We start from the raw sequence: 26887 nt of genomic DNA, 5'->3' as shown, positions 1-26887 counted from the left end.
GCCAAGCAAGTCATAAAGCTATGTAAGAGACGTATTACACAAAGCTATATAGAAAAAAGTTTAAAAAACTTTATTTTGAATTACGAAAAAGAGGCCGCTGGATAAAGTGGGGATCCCTCAGCCCACAGGACGGTTCGCTGAGTTCAGAATTCATTAAGAGCGAAATCGATTCAAGCCTTGATTTGCAAACAAGTATATTTGTAAAAGCTAATTATCCAATTTCATCTCGAGCTGATGTTTTTTTATTTGGTGGCTATGGTAGAAATAAATTAAGTTACAATGAAGGCGACTTAAAAAACCTTGCAGAATCAATAACTGGTACAGATACAAATTCTACGCTAATAACTGAGCAAAACTACGATGAAGGCGGCGTAACGTACGGAACCGGCATTGACTTTAGGCTAACTCAACGCTGGCAAGTAAGTGCTGAATACCAATATTTTGATACAAATGAAGGCGATATTTACGCTCTTAATTTATCTGTAAATTATCGTTTTTAATTATAATAGCGCTACTGATTTTAGTAGCGCTATTTCAATTCACTAAAACAAAGTACTTCAATATAAATGCATTCCCTCTCATCTATAACTTTTAGTAAATCTTAAAAAAATCATGAATAAATTTCATTTGGACATCTATACATCTAGAGGTTGATATTTTTTACTTTCAGTTCATAATTAAGCCTCGGTTTTTATGAGCAGGAGTAAAGTATGCCAATTACAGTAAAAGACGAGTTGCCGGCAATTGCACGTTTACGTCAAGAAAACGTATTTGTAATGCCAAAAAGTCGTGCAAAAACGCAAGAAATACGCCCAATGCGTTTGGCTATTTTAAACTTAATGCCTAATAAAGTAGAAACCGAAGTTCAGTTTATTCGCTTACTTGCCAACTCACCTTTGCAAGTAAACGTAGAACTACTGCGCCTCGACACTCACCGCAGTAGCAGCAACTCAGAAGAGCACCTTGATACCTTTTACCGTTACTTTTCTGAGGTTAAAGACAACAATTACGATGCGTTAATAGTAACCGGTGCGCCACTTGCGCATTTAGAATACGACGATGTAGCGTATTGGGATGAGCTAAAGGTCATTATTGATTGGGCTGAGCAACACGTTACCTCTACGTTATTTTCGTGTTGGGCAGCGCATGCAGCGTTATACCACCGTTACAATTTAAAACGCGATTTAAAAGACGATAAACTGTGTGGCGTATTTACTCACCAGTGTTATTTTGATCACGGTGCACTGACTCGCGGATTCGACGATACCTTTTTGGTACCGCACTCACGCTACGGCCATATTGATATAAATAAAATAAACGCCTGTGAAGAACTCGTTGTACTGGCAGGTTCCGAGCGAGTAGGGGCTTACTTACTTAAAAATAAATCGGGTAGCCAAGTGTTTATAACCGGCCACCCAGAGTACGACGCCGACTCGCTAAAAGCAGAATACGAGCGCGATTGTAAAAAAAGCCCTAATGCACCAAAGCCCGAAAATTACTTTCCGGATGACGATGCAACCAAACAACCTTCAAAAACGTGGCAAAGCCATGCTTTTTTACTTTTTTCGAACTGGTTAAATTACTACGTGTACCAAACCACACCGTATGATATTAATTTAGTTAGCCAAGACGTGAGGACTAACAACTATGCCGAATAACGCGCCTACAAATAATAAGCAAGCCGAAATAAGTGCCGCATTAAAAGAACGCATTTTAATTTTAGATGGCGCAATGGGCACCATGATCCAAGATCATAAGCTAGAAGAAGAAGATTATCGCGGAGAGCGTTTTAAAGACTGGCATGTATTAATTAAAGGTAATAACGATTTATTAAGCCTAACCAAGCCCGACTTAATCACTGATATTCATCGTGGTTTTTTATCAGCGGGCGCCGATATTATCGAAACCAACACGTTTAACTCGACCACTATTTCGATGGAAGATTACGACATGGCAAACCTAAGCCGTGAAATAAACCTAGAGTCGGCTAAATTAGCACGCGCAATTTGCGATGAATTTACGGCTAAAACGCCAGAAAAACCGCGCTATGTAGCCGGTGTTTTAGGGCCGACATCTAAAACGTGTTCAATTTCGCCAGACGTAAACGATCCGGGTTACCGAAACGTTACTTTTGATAAGCTAGTTACTGCGTATGTAGAGTCTACCCTTGCATTAATGGAAGGCGGCGCCGATTTAATACTAATCGAAACTATATTCGACACGCTTAATGCAAAAGCCGCCTCGTTTGGTGTAGAAGAAGCCTTTGAACAAGCAGGGCGCACATTACCAGTTATGATCTCGGGCACTATTACTGACGCTTCTGGCCGTACGCTTTCTGGGCAAACAACCGAAGCATTTTATAACTCTATTCGCCATATTAAGCCTATTTCGATTGGTTTAAACTGCGCGCTTGGCCCTGATTTACTGCGCCAATATGTAGAAGAGCTTTCGCGCGTGTGCGAAACCTTTACATCGGTACACCCTAATGCGGGCTTGCCTAATGAGTTTGGTGAATACGACTTAGAAGCGCCTGAAATGGCAGCCGAAATTATCGATTGGGGTAAATCGGGCTTTATTAATATAGTAGGTGGATGTTGTGGCACCACGCCTGCGCATATTCGTGCTTTTGCAAAAGGTTTAGCAGGCGTTAAACCACGCCAATTGCCAGAGCTTGAAGTACGCATGCGTTTATCAGGCCTTGAAGCCTGTAACTTAAATTAAGGAGCCAACATGACCCAACAAATAGCAGTATTTACTAATGTCGGCGAACGTACCAATGTAACCGGTTCTGCCATGTTTAAACGTTTAATCATGGAAGAAGACTTTGAAGCCGCGCTAACAGTGGCCCGCGAACAAGTAGAAAATGGCGCACAGGTTATTGATATAAACATGGACGAAGCCATGTTGGACTCAAAAGCCGCGATGGTTAAGTTTTTAAACTTAATAGCCTCAGAGCCTGATATTTCACGCGTACCCATTATGGTCGACTCCTCTAAATGGGAAGTAATAGAAGCAGGCCTAAAGTGTATTCAAGGTAAGGCCATTGTTAACTCTATATCGCTAAAAGAGGGCGAAGAGCCGTTTATTCGCCAAGCTAAAATAATAAAACGTTTTGGTGCAGCTGCCGTTGTAATGGCGTTTGATACTGACGGGCAAGCTGATACAGCAGACCGCAAATATGAAATATGTGCCCGCAGCTACAAAATATTAGTAGAAGACATTGGTTTTCCACCAGAAGATATTATATTCGACCCTAATATATTTGCCGTAGCCACCGGTATAGAAGAGCACGACAACTACGCAGTAGAATTTATTGAAGGCACACGCCGCATTAAACAAAACTTACCGCACTGTAAAGTGTCGGGCGGGGTGTCAAATGTATCGTTTTCATTTAGGGGTAATAACCCAGTACGTGAAGCTATTCACTCGGTATTTTTATACCACGCCATAAAAGCGGGTATGGATATGGGGATTGTAAATGCAGGGCAACTCGCCGTTTACGACGACATCCCAGAAGAGCTTCGTAAAGCCGTTGAAGACGTAATACTTAACACAGACCCAGGTGCAGGCGAGCGTTTAGTAGAGCTTGCACCAAAATACTCTGGTATGGCACAAGCCGAGCGAGTAGAAGATTTAGAATGGCGCACATGGCCTGTTGAAAAACGCCTTGAGCACGCGCTTGTAAAAGGCATTACTACCTTTATAGATGAAGATACCGAAGAGTGCCGCGCTGCTGCCGATAAACCTATTCACGTAATTGAAGGGCCGTTAATGGATGGCATGAACGTAGTAGGGGATTTATTTGGCGCAGGTAAAATGTTTTTACCACAAGTGGTTAAATCGGCGCGCGTAATGAAACGAGCCGTAGCCTACTTAGACCCATTTATTGAAGCCGAAAAAGAAGAAGGTTCAACCAATGGTAAAATAGTGATGGCGACCGTAAAAGGCGACGTACACGACATAGGTAAAAACATTGTAGGCGTGGTACTGCAATGTAATAACTATGAAGTTATTGATTTAGGCGTAATGGTACCTGCCGATAAAATACTGCAAACCGCCATCGACGAAAAAGCCGATATTATTGGTTTATCGGGCTTAATTACCCCATCGCTTGACGAAATGGTACACGTAGCAAAAGAAATGAAACGCCGTGGTTTTGAACTGCCGCTACTCATTGGTGGTGCAACTACCTCTAAAGCGCACACCGCAGTAAAAATTGAGCCGCAATATGATAAAGGCGTTGTGTATGTAAATAACGCAAGCCGTGCAGTTGGTGTGGTTTCAAACTTATTATCAAAAGACATTAAACCTGACTTTTTAGCTAAAACTAAAGCTGAATATGTAAAAGTACGCGAGCAACAAGCGCGTAAAAAACCACGCTCTAAGCCTGTTACTATCCAGCGCGCACGCGATAACGCTGCAAAGCTTGATTGGGATAACTACACACCACCAGTGCCTAAAAAGCTGGGCGTGACCGAGTTTAAAAATGTATCAATTGCTACTTTGCGTAAATACATAGATTGGACGCCATACTTTATGACGTGGTCAATTGCCGGTAAATACCCGCGCATAATGGACGATGAAGTAGTAGGCGAGCAAGCGCAAAGCTTATTTAAAGACGCTAACGATATGTTAGACGACCTTGAAAAAGCAGGCAGTTTGCAACCACTTGGTGTAATTGGTTTATTCCCGGCTAACCGCGTGGGTGATGACATAGAAATATACACCGACGAAACACGCAAAGAAGTATTAACTACTTCGTGCCATTTACGTCAGCAAACCGAAAAAACCGACTTTGCTAATTATTGCCTAGCCGACTACATAGCACCAAAAGGCACGCCTGATTACTTTGGCGCGTTTGCAGTAACGGGCGGCCTAGAAGAAGACGACTTAGCAAATGCGTTTGACGCACAGCAAGACGATTACAACAAAATAATGGTTAAAGCGGTTGCCGACAGGCTCGCCGAAGCGTTTGCAGAATACCTGCACGAAAAAGTACGTAAAGAGTATTGGGGTTTTGCACCAGACGAAAACCTAGCAAACGATGAGCTAATACGCGAAAACTACCAAGGTATTCGCCCAGCGCCAGGTTACCCAGCGTGCCCTGAGCACACTGAGAAAAAGAAAATTTGGCAGTTGCTCGACACCGAAAAACGCATTGGTATGCAGCTAACTAGCTCGTATGCCATGTGGCCAGGTGCTGCTGTTTCAGGTTGGTACTTTTCACACCCTGAGGCTAAATACTACGCAGTAGCGGCGGTACAAAAAGACCAAGTTGAAGATTATGCTAAACGAACTAATATGACGCTTGAAGAAGCTGAAAGATGGCTGTCACCTAACTTGGGGTATGATCCGGAGTAATAGCGAAGCGGTCAACTATCCGTTAAAACAAAAAACGAGCCTAATTTGGCTCGTTTTTTTGTGTTTTATATTTCAATTTATACATAAAGTGAGACAAGGTTAATGAATTAGTTTATTCTTATTTCAATATTGCTACTTTTTGAGATTAAAATGGTAAATAAACCACCGCAAGAATTAATAAAAAACCCTTTTCAACTCATAGCAGAAAAAGAGCCTAATAAATTAGAAGATTACTTAGAGCTATTTTCACCCGTAGATACAAAAGGTCGTTATTTACATTTTGATGACTTTAAGTATCGTCTACCAAAAAACTTAGATCAAAAAATATCATGGTCTATCGTCAAGCTTGCCAGAGATAGGCAATTGAGACACATCATATCAGTAGGTTTTCCATCAAAAAATTGTAAGTTTTACTTAACACCTACAATCCAAAAAGCACTTTCAGAAACAGACAGAAACACAACTAGTGCTTCCTTAGAGTGGATGTGCAGTAAGATTGGTGAAGAAAAGCATTTAGAATATTTACTAAATGATTTAGTTGAGGATGAGGCTATAAGTAGCAGCCAGCTTGAGGGAGCTGCAACAACAACTAAAGTAGCAAAGGACTTGCTGAAAAGAAAAAGAAAGCCAAGATCTCCAGACGAAAAAATGATTGTTGGAAACTTTAAGATGATGAAGTTTGCTTGGGATAATAGACACAGAGACTTGTCGATTGATTTAATACTTTCTATCCACCAAGAAGGCGTCGAAAATATTGATAATGATAATTACACTCCCGGTGTATTTAGAGTTACAAATGACGTTGAAGTTGTTGATTCTGAAGGAGTGACAGTCCATATCCCTCCACCAGCAGAAGGTTTAACAAAACGTATTAAAGAATTATCAAAGTGGGTAAATGAATGTCATCATGATGTTGATAATAAAGAGTATTTTCATCCATTAATAAAAGCTATCACATTACATTTTGTTATTGGTTATGAGCATCCATTCAGAGATGGTAATGGGAGGGTTGCCAGAGCTTTATTCTATTGGTATATGTTTAAAAATGACTTTGCAGCATTTAGATATATAGCTATCAGCGTACTTTTAAAGTCAGCTCCAATCAAATATGGTAAAAGCTACCTTTATAGTGAAACAGATAATATGGATCTAACATACTTTATAGACTATCAGTGCAGTGTCGTTATACGTGCAATAAGTCAGTTTAAAGAATCCTATAAAAATACTCTTAAGGATGCAGAAACTTTTAATAAATGGCTTTGGGAATCTGGTTTATATAGAAAGTTAAACGATAAGCAACAAACTGTTTTCCAAGTCGCAAGAAGTGGAGTCGCACACCAATTTACTGCAATGAATGTAAAAGAAAATTTAGGATGCGCTTATAATACTGCATCAAATGTTTTAAATGGTTTAGTTGAGCTAAATTTATTTAAAAAAGAAAAACAGGGTAGGGAGTGGGTTTACAGTATGTTGAGCCAGAAAAAAATAATTGTGTCATGGAAAAGATAATACAATATAAGTTAATACTTTTATTTTTCGTGGATGTAGCTCTGGTTTTTTAGGGGGCTTCAAAAAAGGACTATAAATGAAGTTTTTTATTCACATCATGTCGTGGTTATACCTACTTTTCACATCACACACATTTGCTCTTGAGCAAAAGTATCACGAGAGCGTTTTACCTGTTATTGCTGCTTTTAAAGCGCATGATAAAACTGCGATTGCAGCACTTATTCGCTACCCGCTAAAACGACGATATCCCATACCTGACATTAAAAATGAAGCCGAGTTTATTAACCGCTTTGATGAAGTATTTAATGATGAGCTAGCGGCAGTTATTGCCAGTTCAAACATTAAAACTGATTGGGAGAAAGTAGGTTGGCGCGGCATTATGCTAAATAACGGCGTTATGTGGGTTGATACTGACGGTAAAATTATTGCTGTAAATACACAAAATACTAAAGAGCAGACACTTGCTAAAAGCTTGATCGAACAAGGTAAGCAATCCTTGCACGCAAGTATTAATACCTTTGAAAAACCAGTACTCGATTGGAAAACGGCTAACTACCATATTCGTATTGATGATTTAGGTGATAGAAATTACCGTTATGCGGTGTGGAGTAGTGATAAAAGAGCAAAGGATAAGCCTGATATGGTTTTATTTAACGGCGATGTAACGGTTAGTGGCACTGGCGGTAATCACCATTATACGTTTAAAAATGGGCGTTATAGTTACATACTACATGTAACCATTATTGGCTGTGATACATCACCACCAGGTTGGCTTGAAGTTTATAAAGACGATGAGCGATTACTATTTGAAGATGTTATAAGTACTCATTAATGTATGTTTTAGTACGCTTGGTAATGTAGAACTGTTTTTAGCAGTAAAACGTTCTAATAATTAGTATTTTTATAAAACAGATCTAAGTGGTAGGCTAAAAGTAGTAAGTATAAAATAGTAAGTAATTAAAAATAGTTCTCGCGCAACAAGGAACCCTCCTGTAAAGCGCTTTACCAAGGAGTTTAGTATGATCACGCTTACCATTAATGGTAATAAACATGAGTTTTCTGGCGATCCGTCAACGCCAGTATTATGGTATCTCCGAGATGAATTGAATTTAACTGGGCCTAAATTTGGTTGTGGTATGGCACAGTGCGGTGCGTGTACCGTGCATATTGATGGGGTAGCTCAGCGCTCGTGTGTATTACCTGTAGCGGCAGCAGCAGGGCGTTCAATTACGACAATTGAAGGGTTAAGCGAGCAGGGCGACCATCCTGTACAACAAGCATGGATAGAGCATAAAGTACCGCAGTGTGGTTTTTGCCAGTGCGGTCAAATGATGCAAGCTGCAAGCTTATTAGCTACAAACCCAACCCCTACCGATGATGAAATAGTAAGTAATATGTCGGGAAATATTTGCCGTTGTGGTACATACCCGCGCATTCATAAAGCAATTAAATCAGCCGCTAAAACAATGGCGAGTGTTCAATATTTTGACCCAAATGAACAAGGGGAAGAAGTATGAGCCAAGATAACAAATATTTTGATTTAAACCGCCGTAAGTTTTTAAAAACCAGTGCAATAGGTGCATTGGTACTTGGTACTTATTTTGTAGGCAGTGCGCCAAGAGCATTCGCGGGTGTGTTAGAGCAGCCATCTGAGCAAGCAAAGCGCGCAAACTTATTTATTGCACTGCGCCCAGACGGCATGGTTGAAATAACCTGCCATCGCTCTGAAATGGGTCAGCAAATTCGCACCGCGATTGCACAAATAGTTGCCGATGAAATGGAAGCCGCGTGGGATAAGGTTATTGTTATTCAGGGTAAGGGCGACCCTAAATACGGCGATCAAAATACCGATGGCTCGCGCAGTATTCGCTACAACATGCAGCGCCTACGTGAAATGGGCGCAAGTGTGCGTTACATGATGCAGCACGCTGCCGCTAAGTATTGGAAAGTTGACCCGCAGACCTGTACAGCCAATCAACACGTTGTTACACACAGCTCAGGTAAATCGCTTACTTATAAAGATTTAATCGACTTAGCGCTTACAATAACGCCACCAGAAGCTGACAAACTAACACTTAAAACACGCAAAGAATGGCGCTACATTAATACTGGCATGGCGCACATAGATTTAGCCGATTTAGTAACAGGTAAAGCAATATTTGCAGCCGATGTACGCGAACCACAAGCGCTGGTGGCTATAATTGAACGCCCGCCGGTAGTCGGCGGTGTTGTTAAGTCATTTGATGCCAGTGCTACAAAAGCGGTGAACGGCGTTATAGATGTTATTGAAATTCCTGCACCAAAAGGCGCGCCGCAGTTTCAGCCAAAAGGCGGTATTGCAATTATAGCTAAAAACACATGGGCTGCATGGCAAGGGCGTAAAGCATTAAAAGTCGTGTGGGATGATGGCAAAAATGGCGATTACAATTCAGAAGAATTTAAAAAGTCATTATTAAAAACAGTACAAACTCCACAGGCAAACATACGTGATAAAGGCGATGCCATGGGCGTGTTGGCTAAATCGAGCAATAAACTCGTAGCTGATTATTACGCACCGCATCTTGCTCAAGCACCAATGGAGCCGCCTTGTGCAACAGCTATGTACAACAAAGACAGTGTTGATATATGGGCTGCTACGCAAAATCCACAAGCCGATATGAAAACAGTGGCTGCAATGCTTGGCATGGATGAGAGCAAAATTAATGTTCACGTTACTATGCTCGGCGGCGGCTTTGGGCGTAAGTCAAAACCTGACTTTTCAGCAGAAGCAGCTTACCTTTCAATGAAAGTAGGCAAACCTATTCGTGTGCAGTGGACGCGTGAAGACGACATACAACATGGCTTTTACCATGCAGTTTCAGCTCAGCACATTGAAGCATCGCTAGATAAAAATGGCGCTATAGAATCGTATTTACACCGCACCGCGTTTTCACCAATTACCTCTACCTTTTCAGAAGGGGCAACTACGCCAGGAAGCTTTGAACTGCGCTTAGGGTTTACCGATAACCCAATTAACACACCTAACATGAAGTTAGAAAACGGTGATGCGCAAGCCAAAGCACGAATTGGTTGGATGCGCTCTGTATCAAATATTTTTCATGCCTTTGCTATTCAGTCATTTATTGGCGAAGCGGCGCACAAAGCCGGTCGCGACCAAAAAGACTATTTACTAGACACCATAGGTCCGAGTCGCATTGTTGATGTAACTGAGCAAAATGCCACATACGATAATTACGGTGGCGATAAAGCGGTTTATCCGTTAGATATTGGCAGACTGCGCCATGTTATTGAAAAAGTAGCTGACATGAGTAAATGGGGTCGAGAACTTCCTAAAGGGCGAGGTTTAGGCATAGCAGCACACAGAAGCTTTTTAACTTACGTAGCTACGGTAGTTGAAGTAGAAGTGTCGGATGCTGGCGATTTAAACGTAATTAAATCGTGGGTTGCCATTGACGCGGGTACGGTTGTAAACACTGACACCGTTAAAAACCAAACTCAAGGTGGTTCTATTTACGGGATTACAACTGCAATCAGCGATGGTATTACCTTTGATAAAGGCCGCGTGCAGCAAAGTAACTTTCATGATTATCGCGTACCGCGTATGAGCGACTCACCTCTTGAAGTTGACGTTGAAATAGTACAAAGCGATGCACCACCAGCAGGGGTAGGCGAGCCATCTACACCAGTTTATGCGCCAGCATTATGTAATGCTATTTTTGCAGCGTGCGGAAAGCGTATTAGGCTGTTACCGATTGGTAACCAATTAAAAGCGTAGCTAAATAACCTACAGCTTAAACAAAAAAACCGCCAAAATGGCGGTTTTTTTAGAAGTTAGCGATTAGTGAGTTTTTTCAAACTCATCAACTTCACGCTCTGCTTCTTCTTTAGATTTACCATACTGCTGCTGGATTTTACCCACAAGCTCTGTACGGCTACCTTCAATTTTGTCTAAATCGTCGTCAGTAAGATCGCCCCATTTTTGTTGAGCCTTACCTTTAAGTTCGTTCCAATTACCTTTCATACGATCGCTGTTCATAAGTTTCTCCTTACTTAGATTTAATTAACGTTCAGTATAAAAGGAGCAAGGCGTGTACCAACAAGTTAAATATTTATTTTATATTAATAATCAGTGTTTTATGTTTTTTGTTGAGGCAGTAATGATTAATGTTGTGAGCACATCCTTAAAAAATGTACAGAGCGGTCTGTAATTATTTCTGATTATGTAACCCTTAATTAAATCCTTTATAACCACACAGCTTTAGCGGCGCGTTTATTTTTGGTTTTTGTTACAATGCACACAAAGCAATTTTGGGTAAATAGCTGTGCTGCCGGTTCAAGACATATATCAACAACTCGTTACTACATTACAAAGTAATCCTATTACGTTATTACAAGCACCGCCTGGTGCGGGTAAATCTACGTGGTTGCCGCTACAACTAATGCGTGACGGGCATTTTAAACGTATTGTAATGCTAGAGCCTCGCCGTTTAGCTGCACGTAATATTGCCAGTTATTTAGCAAAGTGCCAAAACGAGAGTGTTGGGCAAAGTGTGGGTTTGCGGATTAGAGGTGAGAGTAAAGTAAGCGCTAATACGCGCCTCGAAATAGTCACCGAAGGCATGCTAACGCGCATGCTGCAAAACGATCCCGAATTAAGCGATATTGATTTACTGATATTTGATGAATTTCATGAACGTTCAATTGCAGCCGATACCTCACTTGCCTTTGCGCTTGAAACCCAAAGTGCACTGCGCGACGATTTAACCATTATGCTTATGTCGGCAACGCTAGATACTGAGCGTTACACTGCGTTTTTTGATTGTCCTGTAATTCAATCAAGCGGTCGCAGCTATCCAATAGACGAAGTATACATACCCATAAAAGATGAAAGTCGCTGGCTTGATGCAATTCCTAACATAATAAAACAAGCCCTTAATGAGCAAACAGGCAGCGCGTTGGTGTTTTTACCTGGGCAGTTTGAGATACTACGTGTGCAACAAGCACTGAGCGATTTACCCAGTAACTGCCAAGTTGCAACGCTATTTGGCGAGCAGGATAAGGCCAATCAGCAAGCTGCTATTGCTCCCACGCCAAACGGCATGCGCAAAGTAGTGCTTACCACCAATGTAGCCGAAACCAGTTTAACTATTGAAGGTATACGCATTGTAATTGACAGCGGCAAGCGCCGTGCAGCCACCTTTAATTTAAAAACAGGGGTTACTGAGCTCACAACACAAAGCATATCGCGCTCGTCTGCTGTGCAGCGTGCAGGGCGTGCAGGACGAATAGAGCCGGGCATTGTTTATCGAATTGGCTCAAAGCAAACCTTCGAGCGACGTAATAGCCATGACAATCCCGAAATACTCACATCAGACATAAGCCAACTTATGCTTGAGGCAAAGCAATGGGGAGCCAGTATTGATGAGCTAACCTTGCTCGATAAGCCCACTGAGCAGCAATGCGGGCAAGCAAGTAATCTGCTTAACATGCTAGAAGCTATTGATAGCAAAGGTAAGCTCACACCGCTTGGCAGTAAAATGTTAGGTTTTGGTGCTGATATTCGTTTGGCGCATATGCTATTAAAAGCACAAATACTTGATGACCAACTCCCTGGTATTTTTAGGCTCGCTATTTATTTAGTGGCATTACTTGAGAGCCGAGTAAATAGTGCAAACGAGTTGAGTTTAGCGCTGCATAGCCAGCAGCAACGTCCGCATCCGGTATTTAAACAACAGTTAAAATATTGGCAAAGCCGCTTAAAAGTAAAAGACGAAAACAGCGAATTAAATACGCATTATATTAGTTTGCTAGTGGCATTGGCATACCCCGATCGCATCGCTAAAAAACGCGGTAATGGTTATTTACTTGCCAATGGTGCAGGTGCTGAGTTAAATGCAGATTACTGGCACAACGACGATTACTTAGCCATAGCAACCATGGGCGGGCACAAAGGTGGGCGTATATTTGCAGCCACCGCACTTAACCCATTTGAGTTACAAGAATTTTTACCGCATTTATTTAGTGAACTTACTCGTTGTGAGTTTGATGAAAAATCAGCGCGCTTTATTCATCAAGATGAAGTGAAACTCGGGGCTATAACGCTCAGCAGCCAGCCTAGTAAACAAAAACTAGATAAGAGCGAGCGTGCTAAAGCGTGGCTTAGCTTATTTACTAAACACGGTTTTGCTTTATTTAACGAGCAACCTGATGCGCAACAATTGCTGATACGTATGAGCCTAGCAAGTAATTTAATGCCCGATAAATTCCCGCAAATAAACGAGCAACAACTTATTCAAAATGCAGCGCAGTGGCTAGGCGTGTTTTTAGAAGATATTAAAACGCTCACGCAGCTTAAAAAGTTTAACTACTTTGAAGCATTACAAAACTGCTTTGATTGGCAACAACAAACCACGTTAAAAGCTTTGTTACCTTTGCGCTTAACGGTGCCCAGTGGCTCAAATATAAAGATAGAATACCAACTTGATGGCCCCGCAAAGCTAAGCGTGCGTATGCAAGAAGTTTATGGCTTGACCAGTACGCCTATGCTTGCCAATGGTAAATTGCCATTGCTTATGGAGCTGCTATCGCCAGGTAAACGTTCATTGCAACTTACTCAAGATTTAGCCCACTTTTGGGCTAGCAGTTACCGCGATGTGCAAAAGGAAATGAAAGGCCGCTACCCTAAACATTTTTGGCCAGACGACCCAGCCAACAGCGTTGCAACAAATAGAGTAAAGAGCAAAATGTAATTTGCCGTATTTTATAACTTTATTTACTTTAAATAGTGTGTTTTTATATTAAAAACAATAAGGAATGTTAAAAATGAAAATTATATTTGCTGCTTTACTTTTACTCTCATCGGGTGTCAGTGCTAACAATTACCAAGAAGAAGTTGATAAATTTTTTGAATTGTATTCTGATGAAAAAATAAGCGATGCTGTTGATTCCATTTACGCAAGTAATAAATATGTATCGTCGATACCTGACCAGGTAAAACAGATAAAAACACAGCTATCCTCACTTGATGATCTTGTTGGTGAAATTAATTTCATTAATAAGGTTTCTGATTATAAAGTTGGGGAGCTTTTTGTTCATGTAACCTACCTAGTAACCTACGATAGGCAGCCTATTCGTTTTGAATTTCAATTTTTTAAAGTGAAAGAAGGTTGGAGAATTTATTCAATGTCTTTTGATGACAATATCGATGAAGATATAAAAGAACTAGCAAGAAAAGCTGCGCTAAAAAATTAATGTATTAATAAATTTAGTCGTTTTAGTAAAAATACTTTTTTAGAAAGAATCGTTATGAAGTGCAAGCTAAGCTTTCTATTAATTATATTTCTTAGCCTTTTAGCCCGTGCCGATGATATTGGCAATCAGCATATTCCGTATCAACCGGATGACTCACGTACTCCTGATGGCAAAGAGCAGATGCGCAAAGGTATGAGTTTTTACTTAGGTGCGCACACGTTGTTTGAAAGCACACTGCTTAATACATTTGTGTTTAACAATACAGGCTTTGCTATTCGTTATAAAAACTATGTAAAAGGTATTCATCCGCAAAGTAAGCAGCCAATAGAATACACCTCCACAATGATGGAAGTAATAGAGGTTGAAAACGGTAAAGTGGCGATGATCCGCAAGTACCACGAATAACAAATAAGGATATATATGAAACATTTACTTATCGCACTATCAATATTAATGCTTAGTGCATGCGCTAGTACAAAAAGTGATTTTAGATTTGATGGTTCTACACCTGAGTCAACTCAGGCCGGAGTTAATAAAGTTTTAAAGACATTAAAATCTCAAGATGTAATGCGCTTTATAGGCGCCTTAATTGCAATTCAATTTTCTGATGTGCAAAGCGCAGAAGATGTTTTAGGCGACCCAACCATGATGAATGAAATGAATTATTTTATTATTGGTAAAAAAATTGATGGCTTAAATTATTATGAAGTACTGGATCTTGCGAGTTCATCTTCATCAAAAGTTGAATTTTCAATAAAAGAGTAATAAGTTAAAATATAATTTTACGCCAACGATGCAGTGCATTATTGTCGTTTTTATATATGAATTATTTATATTTAACTATTCGGAACGATAGTTCATTTTTTTAAAAGCATCGTATATCGCTAAATGTAGTGTTTCAGTGTGATCTAGGTTTTCAAAATAGCCAAATTGCACTTGGCTTTTACTACTCAGAATAGGCGTGACTTTTTTATGTAATTGCTTTGCTAAACCTTCCATTAATTCGCCTTCTTTACCTACTCCAATATAAACCGATTGAGGAAAGGCAGTTGGCTCAAAAGGGCCATTCAGTAATTCATTATCGGCCCACCATAAGCTGGGGCTAATTATTACGTAATGATTAAACATTGCAGGATGATTAAATAAAATTTCGGTGGCTAGTAAACCACCTAACGATTGACCAATTAAAGTACTTGTTGAGTTGGTACGGTATGTTTTATTGATCAGTGGCCGTAGTTCGTCGTTTATAAAACTAATAAACTTTTTTGAGCCACCGTGCGTTGGCAAGTCTTTTAAATCGAGGGCATTATTACTCGGTGATGTAAAATCGTGTTTACGATCGATATTTGCTATACCCACAACAATGGCTTCGGGTATATGATTTATCCACGAAAAAGAGGCAAATTGTACAAGTCCTGCAATATGAATAAAGTCTTCATCTTTTGAGCCATCGAGTAAGTAAATAACAGGGTAATGTTTATCGCTTGATTGCTCATAACTATTAGGCATGTAAACGTTTATAGTGCGTTGCTGCTCAAGCGTGGTTGATTTAAAGGTAAAGGTTTCACCAATACTAAAAGGTTTTGTTTTAATCGGTTCTGCATGGCTTAATAAGCTAAAAGCTAAACATATTATTGTAAATAAACTTAACACTTTATTTTTCATTAGATTGCCTTTAGTTATTGTTATCACTTAATTTAAACTTCTTTACCGCCATGCTTTTCTGCTAGGTCGTCGAGCTCTGCTGAGGTGTAATCAAAACCACTTTCGTCGTATTCGTATGTCACTTTTACACTATCGCCGCCATTAAAAAGTCGTGTTTTTACATCGTTAACCGGCCAGTCTTTGAGCTCGTGTAAAAATCGGTTAGCAACTTGTGAAGATTCAAAACAATAGCGAATTTCTGTTTTCATAAATAATAAAGCTCTGGCTGTTTACCCCAGCTGCTAGCGCATTATTAATGGGGCGTTCATGATTCGGTTACAAAAAATAAAGAGTTAAATTGTAAATTTTGTGTTTCAATAAATGCATTAAACTCGGTACACACTAACGTACTTTAATTAACAAATGATGACGACTTTACATGCATTATAAATTTGCTCTTATCGCAAGCTCGGTTTTTATAATAAGCGCTTGCGGTGGTTCAGGCTCCGATGATACGCCAACCGTTAACGGAAATAAAATCCCCATTTTGTCAGTCGCTGATATTCCTAGTGAATTAAGTAAAGGCCAAACAATTGAGCTAACAGCAACAGCCAGTGATAAAGACGGCACTATTACATCTGTTGTGTGGCAACAAACGCAAGGGCCTGAACTAATTAGTGGGACTTTAGAGGCAACAACTACTTCAGTAACACTGCTAAATGCGCAAAGTTATAAGCCTGTTGATTATGCTTTTTCGGTAACAGCAACCGATAACGAAGGGGCAAGCAGTGTAAAAACGCTAAGCTTTACTGCACGTAATAATATGGATGACATTAGCGCCGCACGGTTACTACACCAAGCAACAATGGGACCTAAGCTTAGTGAAATACAAAACGCACAAGGTTTAAGCGAGCAGCAATGGCTTGATAAACAAATAGCGCTACCTATTAATTATCACCGTGATTATTTAGTAAAGTTAAATGACGATGATGACTTTAAATACATAAGCCGCATAGACGCATGGTGGAAGGCAGTAATGCAAAGTGACGATCAACTTCGTCAACGTGTTGCATTTGCGTTAAGTGAAATATTAGTAGTGTCGGATGAAAACAGTGCCTTAAGAGGCCAACCTGAGGGCATGATCACTTATTACGATTTGCTACTAAAGCATGCCTTTGGTAATTATCGTGACTTACTCGAAGATGTCACGCTTTCGCCTATTATGGGAACTTACTTAAGCCATTTGGGTAACGAAAAAGCAGACGATGCACTTAATATTCGCCCAGACGAAAATTACGCACGTGAAGTAATGCAGTTATTTACTATTGGCCTTGAAGAGCTAAACCTAGATGGCAGCGCCAAGCTTGATGCACAAGGTAATACTATTGCTACTTACGGACAGGTCGAAATAGAGGGTTATGCACGCGTATTTACTGGTTGGACGTTTGCCGATAGTGAAACATTTAAGCGTAAAAGTCGTGACTATATTAAACCAATGGAAGCATTTGACGAGTACCATTCTAGTAAACAAAAAACCTTACTAAATGGCGAGGTTATACCACAAGGTTACGCCGCAGAAGAGTCAATGCAAATAGCGCTCGATAATTTATTTAATCATCAAAATATTGCGCCATTTATTACTAAGCAACTTATTCAGCGATTAATTACGTCAAATCCAACCCCCCAATACGTTGAACGAGTAGCTAATGTGTTTGTTGACAATGGCGCCGGTGTACGCGGCGATTTAGCGGCTGTAGTAAAGGCTATATATTTAGATGATGAAGCACGGCATTTTGGCTCAGTGCTTAACTATCAAGGTAAAATTAAAGAGCCTATTTTAAAAACCGTACAGTTTTGGCGAAATTTCGATGCTAAATCTTTGGCTGGTTACTATAAAACATGGAATTTAATAAATAGCTACGGGCAAGGACCCATGCAGTCGGCTTCGGTATTTAACTTTTTTAGGCCTGATTATCAAACCGCAGCTTTGCGGAATGAAGGTATTGTTGCGCCAGAGTTACAAATAGCAAACGATGCGACACTGATTGGCACCATGAACGCGCTTTACGCAAGTTTAGTGTGGAGTACCGCTGAAGCACACAGTGATTTAAATTCAAATGGTATTTATGTTTATATTCAAGACGACATGAATGTTTTAGAGAAAAACGGTGTTAGCGCGCTATTAACTCAGTACAACACGTTATATTTTGCAGGCGCAATGAGCAGTGGCACACGCCAAGCATTACTTGATTTAGATGCCTACTTTAATGAAGAGCAATACCGTGAACGGGTTTCGTATTTATTATATATGATTGCTATTGCACCTGAATTTAACGTGCAGTATTAGGAGCGCATAATGAGCATTAATAGAAGAGAGTTTTTGTCGTTATGTGTAAAAGGCAGCGTATCGGCTGCCGCGTTAACGAGCCTGCAATTACAAGCATTAACTGGAGCGACTAATGCCGTTGAGCTAGGTGATTATAAAGCATTAGTGTGTGTGTATTTATACGGGGGGAATGATTCGTTAAATATGCTCGTTCCGCTTGAAGGCGAGCAACGGAGTTTGTACAAGCAAAGCAGGCAAAACCTAGCGGTAGAGAGCCCACTTGAGCTAAGCATTAAAAGCCAGTTTGCAGGTGGCGTAGGTATTCATCCTTCACTTGAACCGATACAAAATGTGTTTGAATCTCAAAATTTAGCATTTATAGGCGGGGTAGGTACTTTACTCGCTCCCACAACATTGAATGACTATAAAAATAAAACAATAGGTTTGCCTAAGCATTTGTTTTCGCATAACGATCAGCAAGCTGCGTGGATGTATGGTCGAGAAAAACAATCACTTAATAGCGGGTGGGGCGCACGACTTTTAGAGCGTTTAAAGTTACAAGATGAGTTTGCAGCTAATGTATCACTCGACGGTACTAATTTATGGCAAACGGGAAGTGCTAGCAATGCATTTGCGCTTAACAAAAGCGGCATTAGTAGTATTAACGCGTTTGGAGGGTATCAACCTCGTAGCGAGCACGTAACCGCTATTATGAACCGCTTACTAGGCAATACGAGCCATCCGTTAAGTACAGCTTATGCCAATGGCTTAACAAGTGCGATAAATAACACTCAAGCAATGAACAGCGCGTTAGAAAGCGCGCCTGCACTTATTACCCCATTTAGCGATAATAGCCTTAGTGAGCAATTTGCCGCAGTCGCTAAAACAATTAGCGTACAGGCAAAGTTGAGTACTCAACGCCAAGTGTTTTTTGTTTCTATGGGGGGGTATGATACCCACGACAACCAATTAACAACGCACCCTGCTTTATTAAATACGTTAGCTCAAGGGTTAAGTGAATTTGATAGTGCGATGAAAGAGCTTGATATGGCTGATAAAGTGACTACGTTTACTATGTCTGATTTTGGTCGCACGTTGACCTCAAATGGCGATGGCACTGACCATGGTTGGGCAGGGAACCAAATAGTAATGGGCGGCGCAGTAAAAGGCGGCAATATATATGGCGAGCTATTAACTCAACATTTGGATGGCGCACAAGATACCGGTGGCGGGCGTTTAATTCCAAGTGTTGCTAATGAGCAGTACTTTGCCACATTGGCTCAGTGGTTTGGTGTGCCAAGCTCTGAGCTTGTTGATATTTTTCCAAACTTGAGTAACTTTGATCACACAACATTGGACTTTTTTGTGTAATTAGTCGCTAATAGTAATCTAAAAGCGCTTGTTAGTAGTATAAGCTACTGTTTAATAGTGCTTAATTGTTTTAATAATAAAAAATCACACAATATAGGAATCATAAAATGAAAGTTTTAGTGAGCTTAGTTAGTCTAATCGCCTTTTTACTCGTCATACTGCCAGGGCCTTTGTATAAATTTGGTATTGTAGAGCTAGGAACTGCGTTTGCTGGTTTTAAATTTGGTGTTTACGCTGGTGGCGCTGCATTGGTGCTACTTATAGTACAAGCGTTATTTATGCGTAAAACGTTAACGCTAAGCAGTGGTGTTATTGCGCTTGTGTTTTCGGTTGTGGCTATTGCTATGCCACTTAACATGATGAACACAGCTAAAAGCGTACCGGCAATTCATGATATTTCAACAGATTTAGTTAACCCACCAAAATTTGTAGCAATTGCGCCACTGCGTGCTGAAGCACCAAATCCAGTAGAGTACGCGGGTGAAGAAACGGCAGTACAGCAACGCAAAGCATACCCTGAACTGGCAACGTTAAGCTTTGCACAATCTAAAGCCGATTTAATGACAGCAAGCGAACAAGCAGTTAAAAATCTTGGTTTTGCAGTGGTAAGTGCAAACACGGCTACAGGTATTGTAGAAGCTACTGATACAACCACATGGTTTGGTTTTAAAGACGATGTGGTAATTCGTATTAAAGATGAAGGCAGCCAGCGTTTTGTTGATATTCGTAGTAAATCGCGAGTAGGGCGTAGTGATTTAGGAAAAAATGCAGAGCGCATTCATTCAATTATTAATGAACTAAACAGCTTACTTGCAAAATAATTAAATTTAGCGCCCTAGTACTAACGATTGAGCCCAAACACTGTTTGGGCTTTTTTGTGCCTATTTTATATTGTCAGGTTCTATTCACGGGCTATGTACTATGCTGTTGATGATTTAAATTTTTAACCACTATGGAGTTATTATGAAGACAGTAGGATATGCAGCAAAAAGCCAAGGTTCTGAATTGACAGAATTTTCTTTTGAGCGCCGCGATTTACGAAATAACGATGTAGAAATTGAAATTTTATACTGTGGTGTGTGCCATTCAGATTTACACGCCGTACGAAATGATTGGGGTGGCAGTGACTACCCGCTAGTACCTGGGCACGAAATTGTTGGTAAAGTTATGTCGGTAGGTAGCGACGTTAAAAAATATAAGCAAGGCGACACAGTTGCTGTAGGTTGTATGGTTGATTCGTGCCAAAGTTGCGATCAATGTGATAACGACGAAGAGCAATTTTGCCGCGAAGGCATGGTTGGTACGTACGCAGGCAAAGACCGCGTTAGTGGTGAAATGACCCAAGGTGGGTATTCTAAACATGTTGTTGTACGCGAAGAATTTGTACTTTCTGTACCAGAAAATTTAGACCTTTCACGCGTTGCACCGCTACTTTGTGCAGGTATTACTACGTATTCGCCACTTCATAAGTGGGGCGTAAAAAAAGGTAGCCGTGTTGGTGTTGTTGGTCTAGGTGGTCTTGGTCACATGGCCGTTAAAAATGCAGTTGCAATGGGTGCAAGCGTTACGGTAATTGGCCGTAGTGAGTCTAAAAAAGATGATGCGGTTAAATTAGGCGCTCAGCACTATTTAGTGTCATCTAATGATGACGAAATGAAAGACTCGCAATCTGCCTTTGACGTCATTATAGATACAGTCCCTGTAAAACATGATTTATCTATTTACACACCGCTACTTGATGTAGATGGTACATTAGTTATTGTTGGCCAAGTTGGTCCAGTGGATGAGCTAAGCACGGTGCCATTATTAATGGGTCGCCGTCGTATTGCAGGCTCACTTATTGGTGGTATTGCACAGACGCAACAAATGCTCGACTTTTGTGGTGAAAATAACGTGCTACCTGAGTGCGAAATGATCAACATTGACGAAATTAACACGGCATACGAGCGTATGGAAAAGTCAGACGTACGATACCGCTTTGTTATTGATATGGCATCGTTAAACGCTTAATTTACTAGGTAAATTAAAAATAAAAGAGCCGCTAATTAGCGGCTCTTTTTGTATTTTAAATTAACTCGAACTCAGTTATTTAGCTGCTTGCGCTGTTGGTTGCTGTTTGTTTAGTTGTAAGTAACTTAATAGCCACATACCCAAACCACCTAAAAACAATGCAGCTGCTACGTAACCTGTTTGATTAGGTGCAGCACCTTGCGCTATTGCAATTCCGCCAACCCAAGGACCTATAGCATTGGCAGTATTAAATGCGCACTGTACTAAGGCACCAATCATAGCGTGGCCTTCGGGCGCAACATCCATTAAAAGCGTTTGAATCAGCGTAGCCAAACCCACACTGCAACCAATAAAGAAGATCACCGCGTAAAGAGCCCAAATATTATGGCTTGCCGTTACATATGCAAAGGCAAATACAATAGTACATACAAGCGCAAGGCCAGTCGTTTTAATTGCTGATTTATCGGCAGCTTTACCCAGTACATAGTTACCGAGTGTACAACCGATACCAAACATTACCATTGCGATAGAAATAGTATACGGAGCTGTTTTTGTTACCACTAATATGGTGTCGGCAATGTAAGTATAAATACAAAACACTCCGCCAAAGCCAATAATTACAATACCCAAAATGGACCAAACCAGTTTATTTTTAAGTACGCCAAACTCGTTTAGTAAGTTAGAAGGCTTAGCGTTATCGATATTAGGCACTACTTTATAAACAAAAACAAAAGCAATAAAGGCCAGTACTGCAGCGCCAGCTAAACAATAACGCCAACTTAAATTTTGACCTACAAGTGTAACTATAGGCACGCCAACAATAGTAGCCACAGTTAAACCCATAAACACCTTAGACATAAAGCTAGCACGCTTACCTTTTGGAGCAATATCTGATGCTAATAAAATAGCAGCACCAAAATATGCACCATGAGGTAAGCCACTTAAAAATCTAAATATTACAAGCTGCTCAAGCGATGTTGCCATCGCGCTTAACCCGTTTGAGATAAACATTAAGCTTATAAAAATGAGCAATGCTTTGCGCTTTCTCATATTAGCAGTAGTGAGCATTAAAATAGGGGCGCCAACTACAACACCAATGGCGTAAGCACTAATTGCGTAACCACTTTGTGAGGGCGTTGAGCCAAATGTTTCGCTAATTAGTGGCAGCATAGGCATCATCGAAAACTCAGATAATCCTAAAATAAATGTGCCAAGTGCTAATACGAGTAAAATAGCGGTTCTGTTAAGTTGACTAGATGCCGACGTTACATCTGATGTCATAGATGATCCCTTAAGATTTAATTTTAAAAGTGAAACAGCACAATAAATTCTGAATAGAAAATATTATATGTATGCTTAAATTTTGGTGTGAGAGGGTAGTCTGTGAGAGTGCTATTTTAAGTTAAAAAAAGTACAGAGTCATGCATAAATTAGTGTTTTTGTTAGGTTTTTGAAATGTTAATTAGAAGAAAATACTACTTAAAATTTATAAAATAAAAAAACTATTTATAAAGCATGCATCTATAAGGTGTTAAATATTCGCCGAAAGGTTATTTAGAGCTTATATTTACAGTATAGTTACATATTTGTTTAACGTTATTCTGCTAATGTTTTTACTAATTTACTCCTTAAGGTTTTTATATGTTTGGTATTTCTAAAAGAAACGCAAAAATTGAAGAAATGGAGCTTCAATTAATTCAAAAACAGTCTATCTTGTCGGCAATTAACAAGCATGTGGCTTATATAGAGTTTACACCTGAAGGAATAATATTAGACGCAAATCAGTTATTTCTAGCTACTGTTGGTTACAACAAAGAGCAAATAATTGGCAAACATCATCGCATGTTTTGCGAACCTGAATATGCAAAGTCAGACGAATATAGCCAATTTTGGCAAGCATTAAAAACCGGAGATTCTAAATCAGGATCGTTTTTAAGATACAAAGCTAATGGCGATAAGCTTTGGCTTGAGGCAACTTACTTTCCTGTAGAAGAGCATGGCGTAGTCACTAAAGTGATTAAAATAGCCTCTGATATTACGACTAGTTACATACAACGAAAGGCACAAGAAGCGATAGCTAGTGCACTCGATAAAGCATTGGCTACAATAGAGTTTACCCCACAAGGTAATATTTTAAGCGCAAATCAAAACTTTTTAGCGACAGTAGGCTACAGCTTAAAAGATATTGTAGGTAAACATCATAAAATGTTTTGTACTGAAGTGTTTTATGAGAAAAACCCACACTTTTGGAATGAATTAGCGCAGGGGCAGTTTAAGTCAGGAAAATTTAAACGTATTGCTGCTGACGGTTCAGAAATTTGGCTAGAAGCTACTTATAACCCAATATTAGATAGCAAAGGTAATGTAATTAAAATAATTAAGTTTGCATCAAATATTACTGATCGTATACACAATAATAATGCAGTGACTGAAGCCGCTGCAATCGCGTATGAATCGGCGGTAGCTACAGCGCAAACCGCTAAAAAAGGTTCTGAGATACTACAAAGTTCTGTTGCAAACTCAGATGCCATTGTAAGCCAAGTTCTTAAGTCAGTTGATTTAATTAAAAATCTTAATGAACAATCAGCTGTAATAGGCTCCATTGTTTCTACAATCAGCAGCATTGCTGACCAAACTAATTTACTTGCACTCAATGCTGCTATTGAAGCTGCACGTGCTGGTGAATACGGTCGAGGTTTTGCTGTAGTAGCTGACGAAGTAAGGCAACTTGCAGCCAGTACGAGTAGTTCAACTAATGAAATAGCGACCGTTGTTAAAAATAACCAAGAGCTTACTAATGATATATCAAGGCAAATTACGTCGGTTTCAGACTCTTCAGAGCAAGGCCGAGAGCTTATTGCGAATGTATCTGAGGTTATTAAAGAGATTGAGCGAGGGGCTGATATTGTTTCTCAAACAGTCGCTGAGTTAAATACTTAATTTATTATATGACCTTTTAGATTAAACACGCCTAACAACATTCAAAATTGATAAAGTGCGACAATATGTCGCGCTTTTGCTTTTGCAGTTCACACTATAATTACGCCAATTATTACAGTGGCATAAATTAACAATGGTTTATAAAAGCAAAACTCAAAAAACTTACTTACTTTCCCCTGTCGCACTTTTTATTAGCGGTGTGCTATCTACTTTTGCATTTGCCGACGATACGTCTTTAGAAGTAATTGAAGTACAAGGACATGCTCAAAATAAGCACTTAGCACTTGGTTCGTCAGAATCGTTATTAAGTGATTTAGGTGTCGACTTTTCAGCTGCGGGCGGCGTATCTAACTTACCTATTTTAAATGGTTTAATGGGCGACAGAGTTAAAGTGTTAATTGATGGCGCAGATGTAACCGCTGCATGCGCTAATCATATGAACCCGCCACTTTCATATATCTCGGCTAATCAAATTACGTCTTATAATGTGGTTGCAGGCGTGTCGCCAGTGAGTGCGGGCGGCGATAATATTGCTGGCGTAATAAGCGTTAATTCTATTTCACCACAGTATAGCGATAGCAATGAATTAGGTTGGCACTCAGGTTATGTGTCAGCAAAGTACAGTAGCGTTGATAACGGACGTAAACTTGGCGTTGGTGCACGTTTAGCAAGTGACACGCTTAGCCTTAATTATCAGGGTTCGTTTAGTGACGCAGATAGTTATGAAGACGGTAACGGCGATGTAGTATTAGATACATTGTATCGAGCACAAAATCATAGTTTAACCGCAGCTATGCGCGATGATAAACAGCAATTAGTTATAAAGCTAACGCATCAAAAAATCCCATATCAGGGATTTGCAAATCAGTATATGGATATGACCGATAACACCAGCTACGGTGCAATAGCTCAATACAAACGCTCCTTTGAAAACAGCGAGCTTGAAGGGCAAGTTAACTGGCATAGCGTAAAGCACGAAATGGGTTTTTTCAGTGAAGAAAAAACAGGCATGATGCCAATGAAAACCGATGCACAAGATATAAGTACGCAGCTTAAATGGCGTATTGCGCTTAATAAAAACAGCAGTATTTTACTCGCTCAAGAATATTACCATTACCGCATTGATGATTGGTGGCCAGGTATTGAAGGCTCAACCATGATGGGACCAGACGATTACGTAAATATAAATAACGGTAAACGAGAGCGCATAGCGGCATTTGCTGAATTTGAGAGCCAAATAAATACCAAGTTATGGTTAAATGCAGGCGTACGTATTGAAAGTGTTAATACCCAAGTAGGTGAGGTTCAGCCTTACAACGACGGTATGAGCATGATGGATATGGGCGATATGAGCGACATGGGGGGTATGGAAAGTATGACCATGAGCGATACGTCTACAGATAATAGCATTGCTGCACAGAACTTTAATGCTGGCGACAGAGATAAAACCGACACTATAGTTGATGCTAACTTTTTAATTAACTACCAAATAACAAATTATGATGAGCTGCAATTTGGTCTTGCCCGTAAAAACCGCGCGCCTAATTTATACGAGCGATACAGCTGGGGCGTAAGTAATATGGCAACCACCATGATTGGTTGGTATGGCGATGGTAATGGCTATATTGGTAACCCTGATTTAGACGTTGAAACAGCGCATACTTTAAGTGCTACTTATATTAAATCGGCTAAAGATGACCGTTGGCGTTTAAGCACCAATGTTTGGTATACAGATGTGAATGATTATATTGATGCTGATATTGTAAGAAGCTTCAATAGTTATGACTTGGACAACACAGCGCGTAATATTTTGCAGTTTACTAATGTAGATGCCATTTTATATGGTGCAAAAATAGATTTAACAGCCAACATTTATGAATCTAAGGATTTAGGTAACTGGCAGTTACACGCTAATGTTACTAATACGAGAGGCAAGCGCGACGATACTAACCAGCCGCTTTATCAAATTAAACCACTGCAGACCCAGCTAGGTATTAGCCAGCAAATGGGTCGGTTTGAAAACGCATTATCTTGGCAGTGGGTCGATAATAAAAGCCGTGTAGATAATAATCGTTTTGAAAACCAAACAGACAGCTACAGCTTGGTTAATTTAAGCTCAAAAGCCACATGGGATTCATTAACGCTAAGCGCAGAAGTGAGTAACGTGTTTGATGAGTACTACCAACTCCCACTAGGCGGCGTAAGTATTGCAGCACTTAAGCAAGATAGCAGCAACGGGTTTGAACAACTTGCTGGGCAGGGCCGTTCATTTAGTGTAAGCATTAGTTACGCGTTTTAATTAACCTCATATTCAAATTTAAAAATAAAGCAAAAGCCATAACTGTGTTATGGCTTTTTTCATACGCTTTAATATGTAAGCCGTAAACTTATTTTTATGAAATGTTTGTATGCAAAAAGCGTTCTATTAAACACGCTTGTATTAATTTTACAGCGTTATTTCAAGGCAATGCAGTA

21 protein-coding genes and 1 pseudogene are annotated in these 26887 nt (G+C 40.0%); 18 read left to right on the top strand and 4 right to left on the bottom strand.

What is annotated here, in order from left to right; genetic code table 11:
• Nucleotides 1-101: 101 nt before the first annotated feature.
• The 8 genes from H5088_RS13560 to H5088_RS13525 all read left to right on the top strand — a co-directional run bounded on the left by H5088_RS13560 (nucleotide 102) and on the right by H5088_RS13525 (nucleotide 10645).
• Complete coding sequence (locus tag H5088_RS13560; RefSeq protein WP_404936294.1) at nucleotides 102-500, top strand: outer membrane protein; 399 nt, start codon at nucleotides 102-104, stop codon at nucleotides 498-500.
• 210 nt (nucleotides 501-710) lie between these two features.
• Nucleotides 711-1658 carry a homoserine O-succinyltransferase gene (gene metA / locus H5088_RS13555; protein ID WP_002958117.1) on the top strand — a complete coding sequence of 316 codons (948 nt, stop codon included), beginning with the start codon at nucleotides 711-713 and terminating at the stop codon, nucleotides 1656-1658.
• Entirely contained in the window at nucleotides 1648-2721 is a 1074-nt protein-coding gene (locus H5088_RS13550; RefSeq protein ID WP_024605362.1) for a homocysteine S-methyltransferase family protein, read from the top strand. Before metA ends, H5088_RS13550 begins: the two co-directional genes overlap by 11 nt.
• A gap of 9 nt (nucleotides 2722-2730) precedes the next feature.
• Nucleotides 2731-5361, top strand: a complete 2631-nt coding sequence (gene metH / locus H5088_RS13545) for a methionine synthase (protein ID WP_002958120.1) — start codon at nucleotides 2731-2733, stop codon at nucleotides 5359-5361.
• Between the two features lie 150 nt (nucleotides 5362-5511).
• Nucleotides 5512-6870 carry a Fic family protein gene (locus tag H5088_RS13540; protein ID WP_182753260.1) on the top strand — a complete coding sequence of 453 codons (1359 nt, stop codon included), beginning with the start codon at nucleotides 5512-5514 and terminating at the stop codon, nucleotides 6868-6870.
• Nucleotides 6871-6946: 76 nt separating this feature from the next.
• Nucleotides 6947-7702: a hypothetical protein gene (locus H5088_RS13535; protein ID WP_182753257.1), complete on the top strand. Its 756-nt coding sequence runs from the start codon at nucleotides 6947-6949 to the stop codon at nucleotides 7700-7702.
• A gap of 187 nt (nucleotides 7703-7889) precedes the next feature.
• Complete coding sequence (locus H5088_RS13530; protein ID WP_182734485.1) at nucleotides 7890-8387, top strand: (2Fe-2S)-binding protein; 498 nt, start codon at nucleotides 7890-7892, stop codon at nucleotides 8385-8387.
• Nucleotides 8384-10645 (top strand): xanthine dehydrogenase family protein molybdopterin-binding subunit, encoded by a 2262-nt coding sequence (locus H5088_RS13525; RefSeq protein WP_182753255.1) that lies wholly within the window; start codon nucleotides 8384-8386, stop codon nucleotides 10643-10645. Before H5088_RS13530 ends, H5088_RS13525 begins: the two co-directional genes overlap by 4 nt.
• 63 nt (nucleotides 10646-10708) lie before the next feature.
• On the opposite strand, the gene H5088_RS13520 is transcribed toward H5088_RS13525, so the two are convergent.
• Nucleotides 10709-10906, bottom strand: a complete 198-nt coding sequence (locus H5088_RS13520; RefSeq protein WP_002958133.1) for a CsbD family protein — start codon at nucleotides 10904-10906, stop codon at nucleotides 10709-10711.
• Nucleotides 10907-11192: 286 nt separating this feature from the next.
• Between H5088_RS13520 and hrpB the strand changes: the two genes are divergently transcribed.
• The 4 genes and pseudogenes from hrpB (at nucleotide 11193) to H5088_RS13500 (ending at nucleotide 14886) form a co-directional block, all read left to right on the top strand.
• On the top strand, nucleotides 11193-13619 hold the full coding sequence (gene hrpB, locus H5088_RS13515) for an ATP-dependent helicase HrpB (RefSeq protein ID WP_182753253.1): 2427 nt from the start codon (nucleotides 11193-11195) through the stop codon (nucleotides 13617-13619).
• A 73-nt stretch (nucleotides 13620-13692) separates the two neighbouring features.
• A complete protein-coding gene (locus H5088_RS13510) occupies nucleotides 13693-14121 on the top strand; it encodes a hypothetical protein (RefSeq protein ID WP_024593532.1) in 429 nt (142 codons plus the stop codon).
• Between the two features lie 87 nt (nucleotides 14122-14208).
• Nucleotides 14209-14526 (top strand): annotated as a pseudogene (locus tag H5088_RS13505) (nuclear transport factor 2 family protein); the annotation flags it as partial.
• A gap of 15 nt (nucleotides 14527-14541) precedes the next feature.
• On the top strand, nucleotides 14542-14886 hold the full coding sequence (locus tag H5088_RS13500) for a hypothetical protein (RefSeq protein ID WP_182753251.1): 345 nt from the start codon (nucleotides 14542-14544) through the stop codon (nucleotides 14884-14886).
• A 75-nt stretch (nucleotides 14887-14961) separates the two neighbouring features.
• Here H5088_RS13500 and H5088_RS13495 read toward each other — a convergent pair whose 3' ends face one another.
• Together H5088_RS13495 and H5088_RS13490 are read right to left on the bottom strand one after the other, a co-directional pair.
• Nucleotides 14962-15786 (bottom strand): alpha/beta hydrolase, encoded by an 825-nt coding sequence (locus tag H5088_RS13495; protein WP_182753249.1) that lies wholly within the window; start codon nucleotides 15784-15786, stop codon nucleotides 14962-14964.
• A gap of 32 nt (nucleotides 15787-15818) precedes the next feature.
• Nucleotides 15819-16034: a hypothetical protein gene (locus H5088_RS13490; protein WP_010555169.1), complete on the bottom strand. Its 216-nt coding sequence runs from the start codon at nucleotides 16032-16034 to the stop codon at nucleotides 15819-15821.
• A gap of 170 nt (nucleotides 16035-16204) precedes the next feature.
• Between H5088_RS13490 and H5088_RS13485 the strand changes: the two genes are divergently transcribed.
• The 4 genes from H5088_RS13485 (at nucleotide 16205) to H5088_RS13470 (ending at nucleotide 21472) form a co-directional block, all read left to right on the top strand.
• Nucleotides 16205-18112: a DUF1800 family protein gene (locus tag H5088_RS13485; protein ID WP_182753247.1), complete on the top strand. Its 1908-nt coding sequence runs from the start codon at nucleotides 16205-16207 to the stop codon at nucleotides 18110-18112.
• A 9-nt stretch (nucleotides 18113-18121) separates the two neighbouring features.
• On the top strand, nucleotides 18122-19462 hold the full coding sequence (locus H5088_RS13480; protein ID WP_182753245.1) for a DUF1501 domain-containing protein: 1341 nt from the start codon (nucleotides 18122-18124) through the stop codon (nucleotides 19460-19462).
• Nucleotides 19463-19569: 107 nt separating this feature from the next.
• A complete protein-coding gene (locus tag H5088_RS13475; RefSeq protein ID WP_182753243.1) occupies nucleotides 19570-20283 on the top strand; it encodes a DUF1499 domain-containing protein in 714 nt (237 codons plus the stop codon).
• A 142-nt stretch (nucleotides 20284-20425) separates the two neighbouring features.
• Complete coding sequence (locus tag H5088_RS13470; RefSeq protein WP_002958143.1) at nucleotides 20426-21472, top strand: NAD(P)-dependent alcohol dehydrogenase; 1047 nt, start codon at nucleotides 20426-20428, stop codon at nucleotides 21470-21472.
• A 75-nt stretch (nucleotides 21473-21547) separates the two neighbouring features.
• Here the strand turns inward: H5088_RS13470 and H5088_RS13465 are convergent, their stop codons facing one another.
• Entirely contained in the window at nucleotides 21548-22753 is a 1206-nt protein-coding gene (locus tag H5088_RS13465) for an MFS transporter (RefSeq protein ID WP_182753241.1), read from the bottom strand.
• 360 nt (nucleotides 22754-23113) lie between these two features.
• Between H5088_RS13465 and H5088_RS13460 the strand changes: the two genes are divergently transcribed.
• Nucleotides 23114-24412 (top strand): PAS domain-containing methyl-accepting chemotaxis protein, encoded by a 1299-nt coding sequence (locus H5088_RS13460; RefSeq protein WP_002958145.1) that lies wholly within the window; start codon nucleotides 23114-23116, stop codon nucleotides 24410-24412.
• A gap of 133 nt (nucleotides 24413-24545) precedes the next feature.
• Entirely contained in the window at nucleotides 24546-26711 is a 2166-nt protein-coding gene (locus tag H5088_RS13455) for a TonB-dependent receptor (protein WP_182753239.1), read from the top strand.
• Nucleotides 26712-26887: the final 176 nt, after the last annotated feature.

Source organism: Pseudoalteromonas sp. SR43-3 (assembly GCF_014163875.1).
Taxonomy (GTDB): Bacteria; Pseudomonadota; Gammaproteobacteria; order Enterobacterales; family Alteromonadaceae; genus Pseudoalteromonas; species Pseudoalteromonas distincta.
The sequence above is the reverse complement of the archived record's forward strand: the minus strand, read 5'-3'. Positions and strand labels throughout refer to the sequence as shown.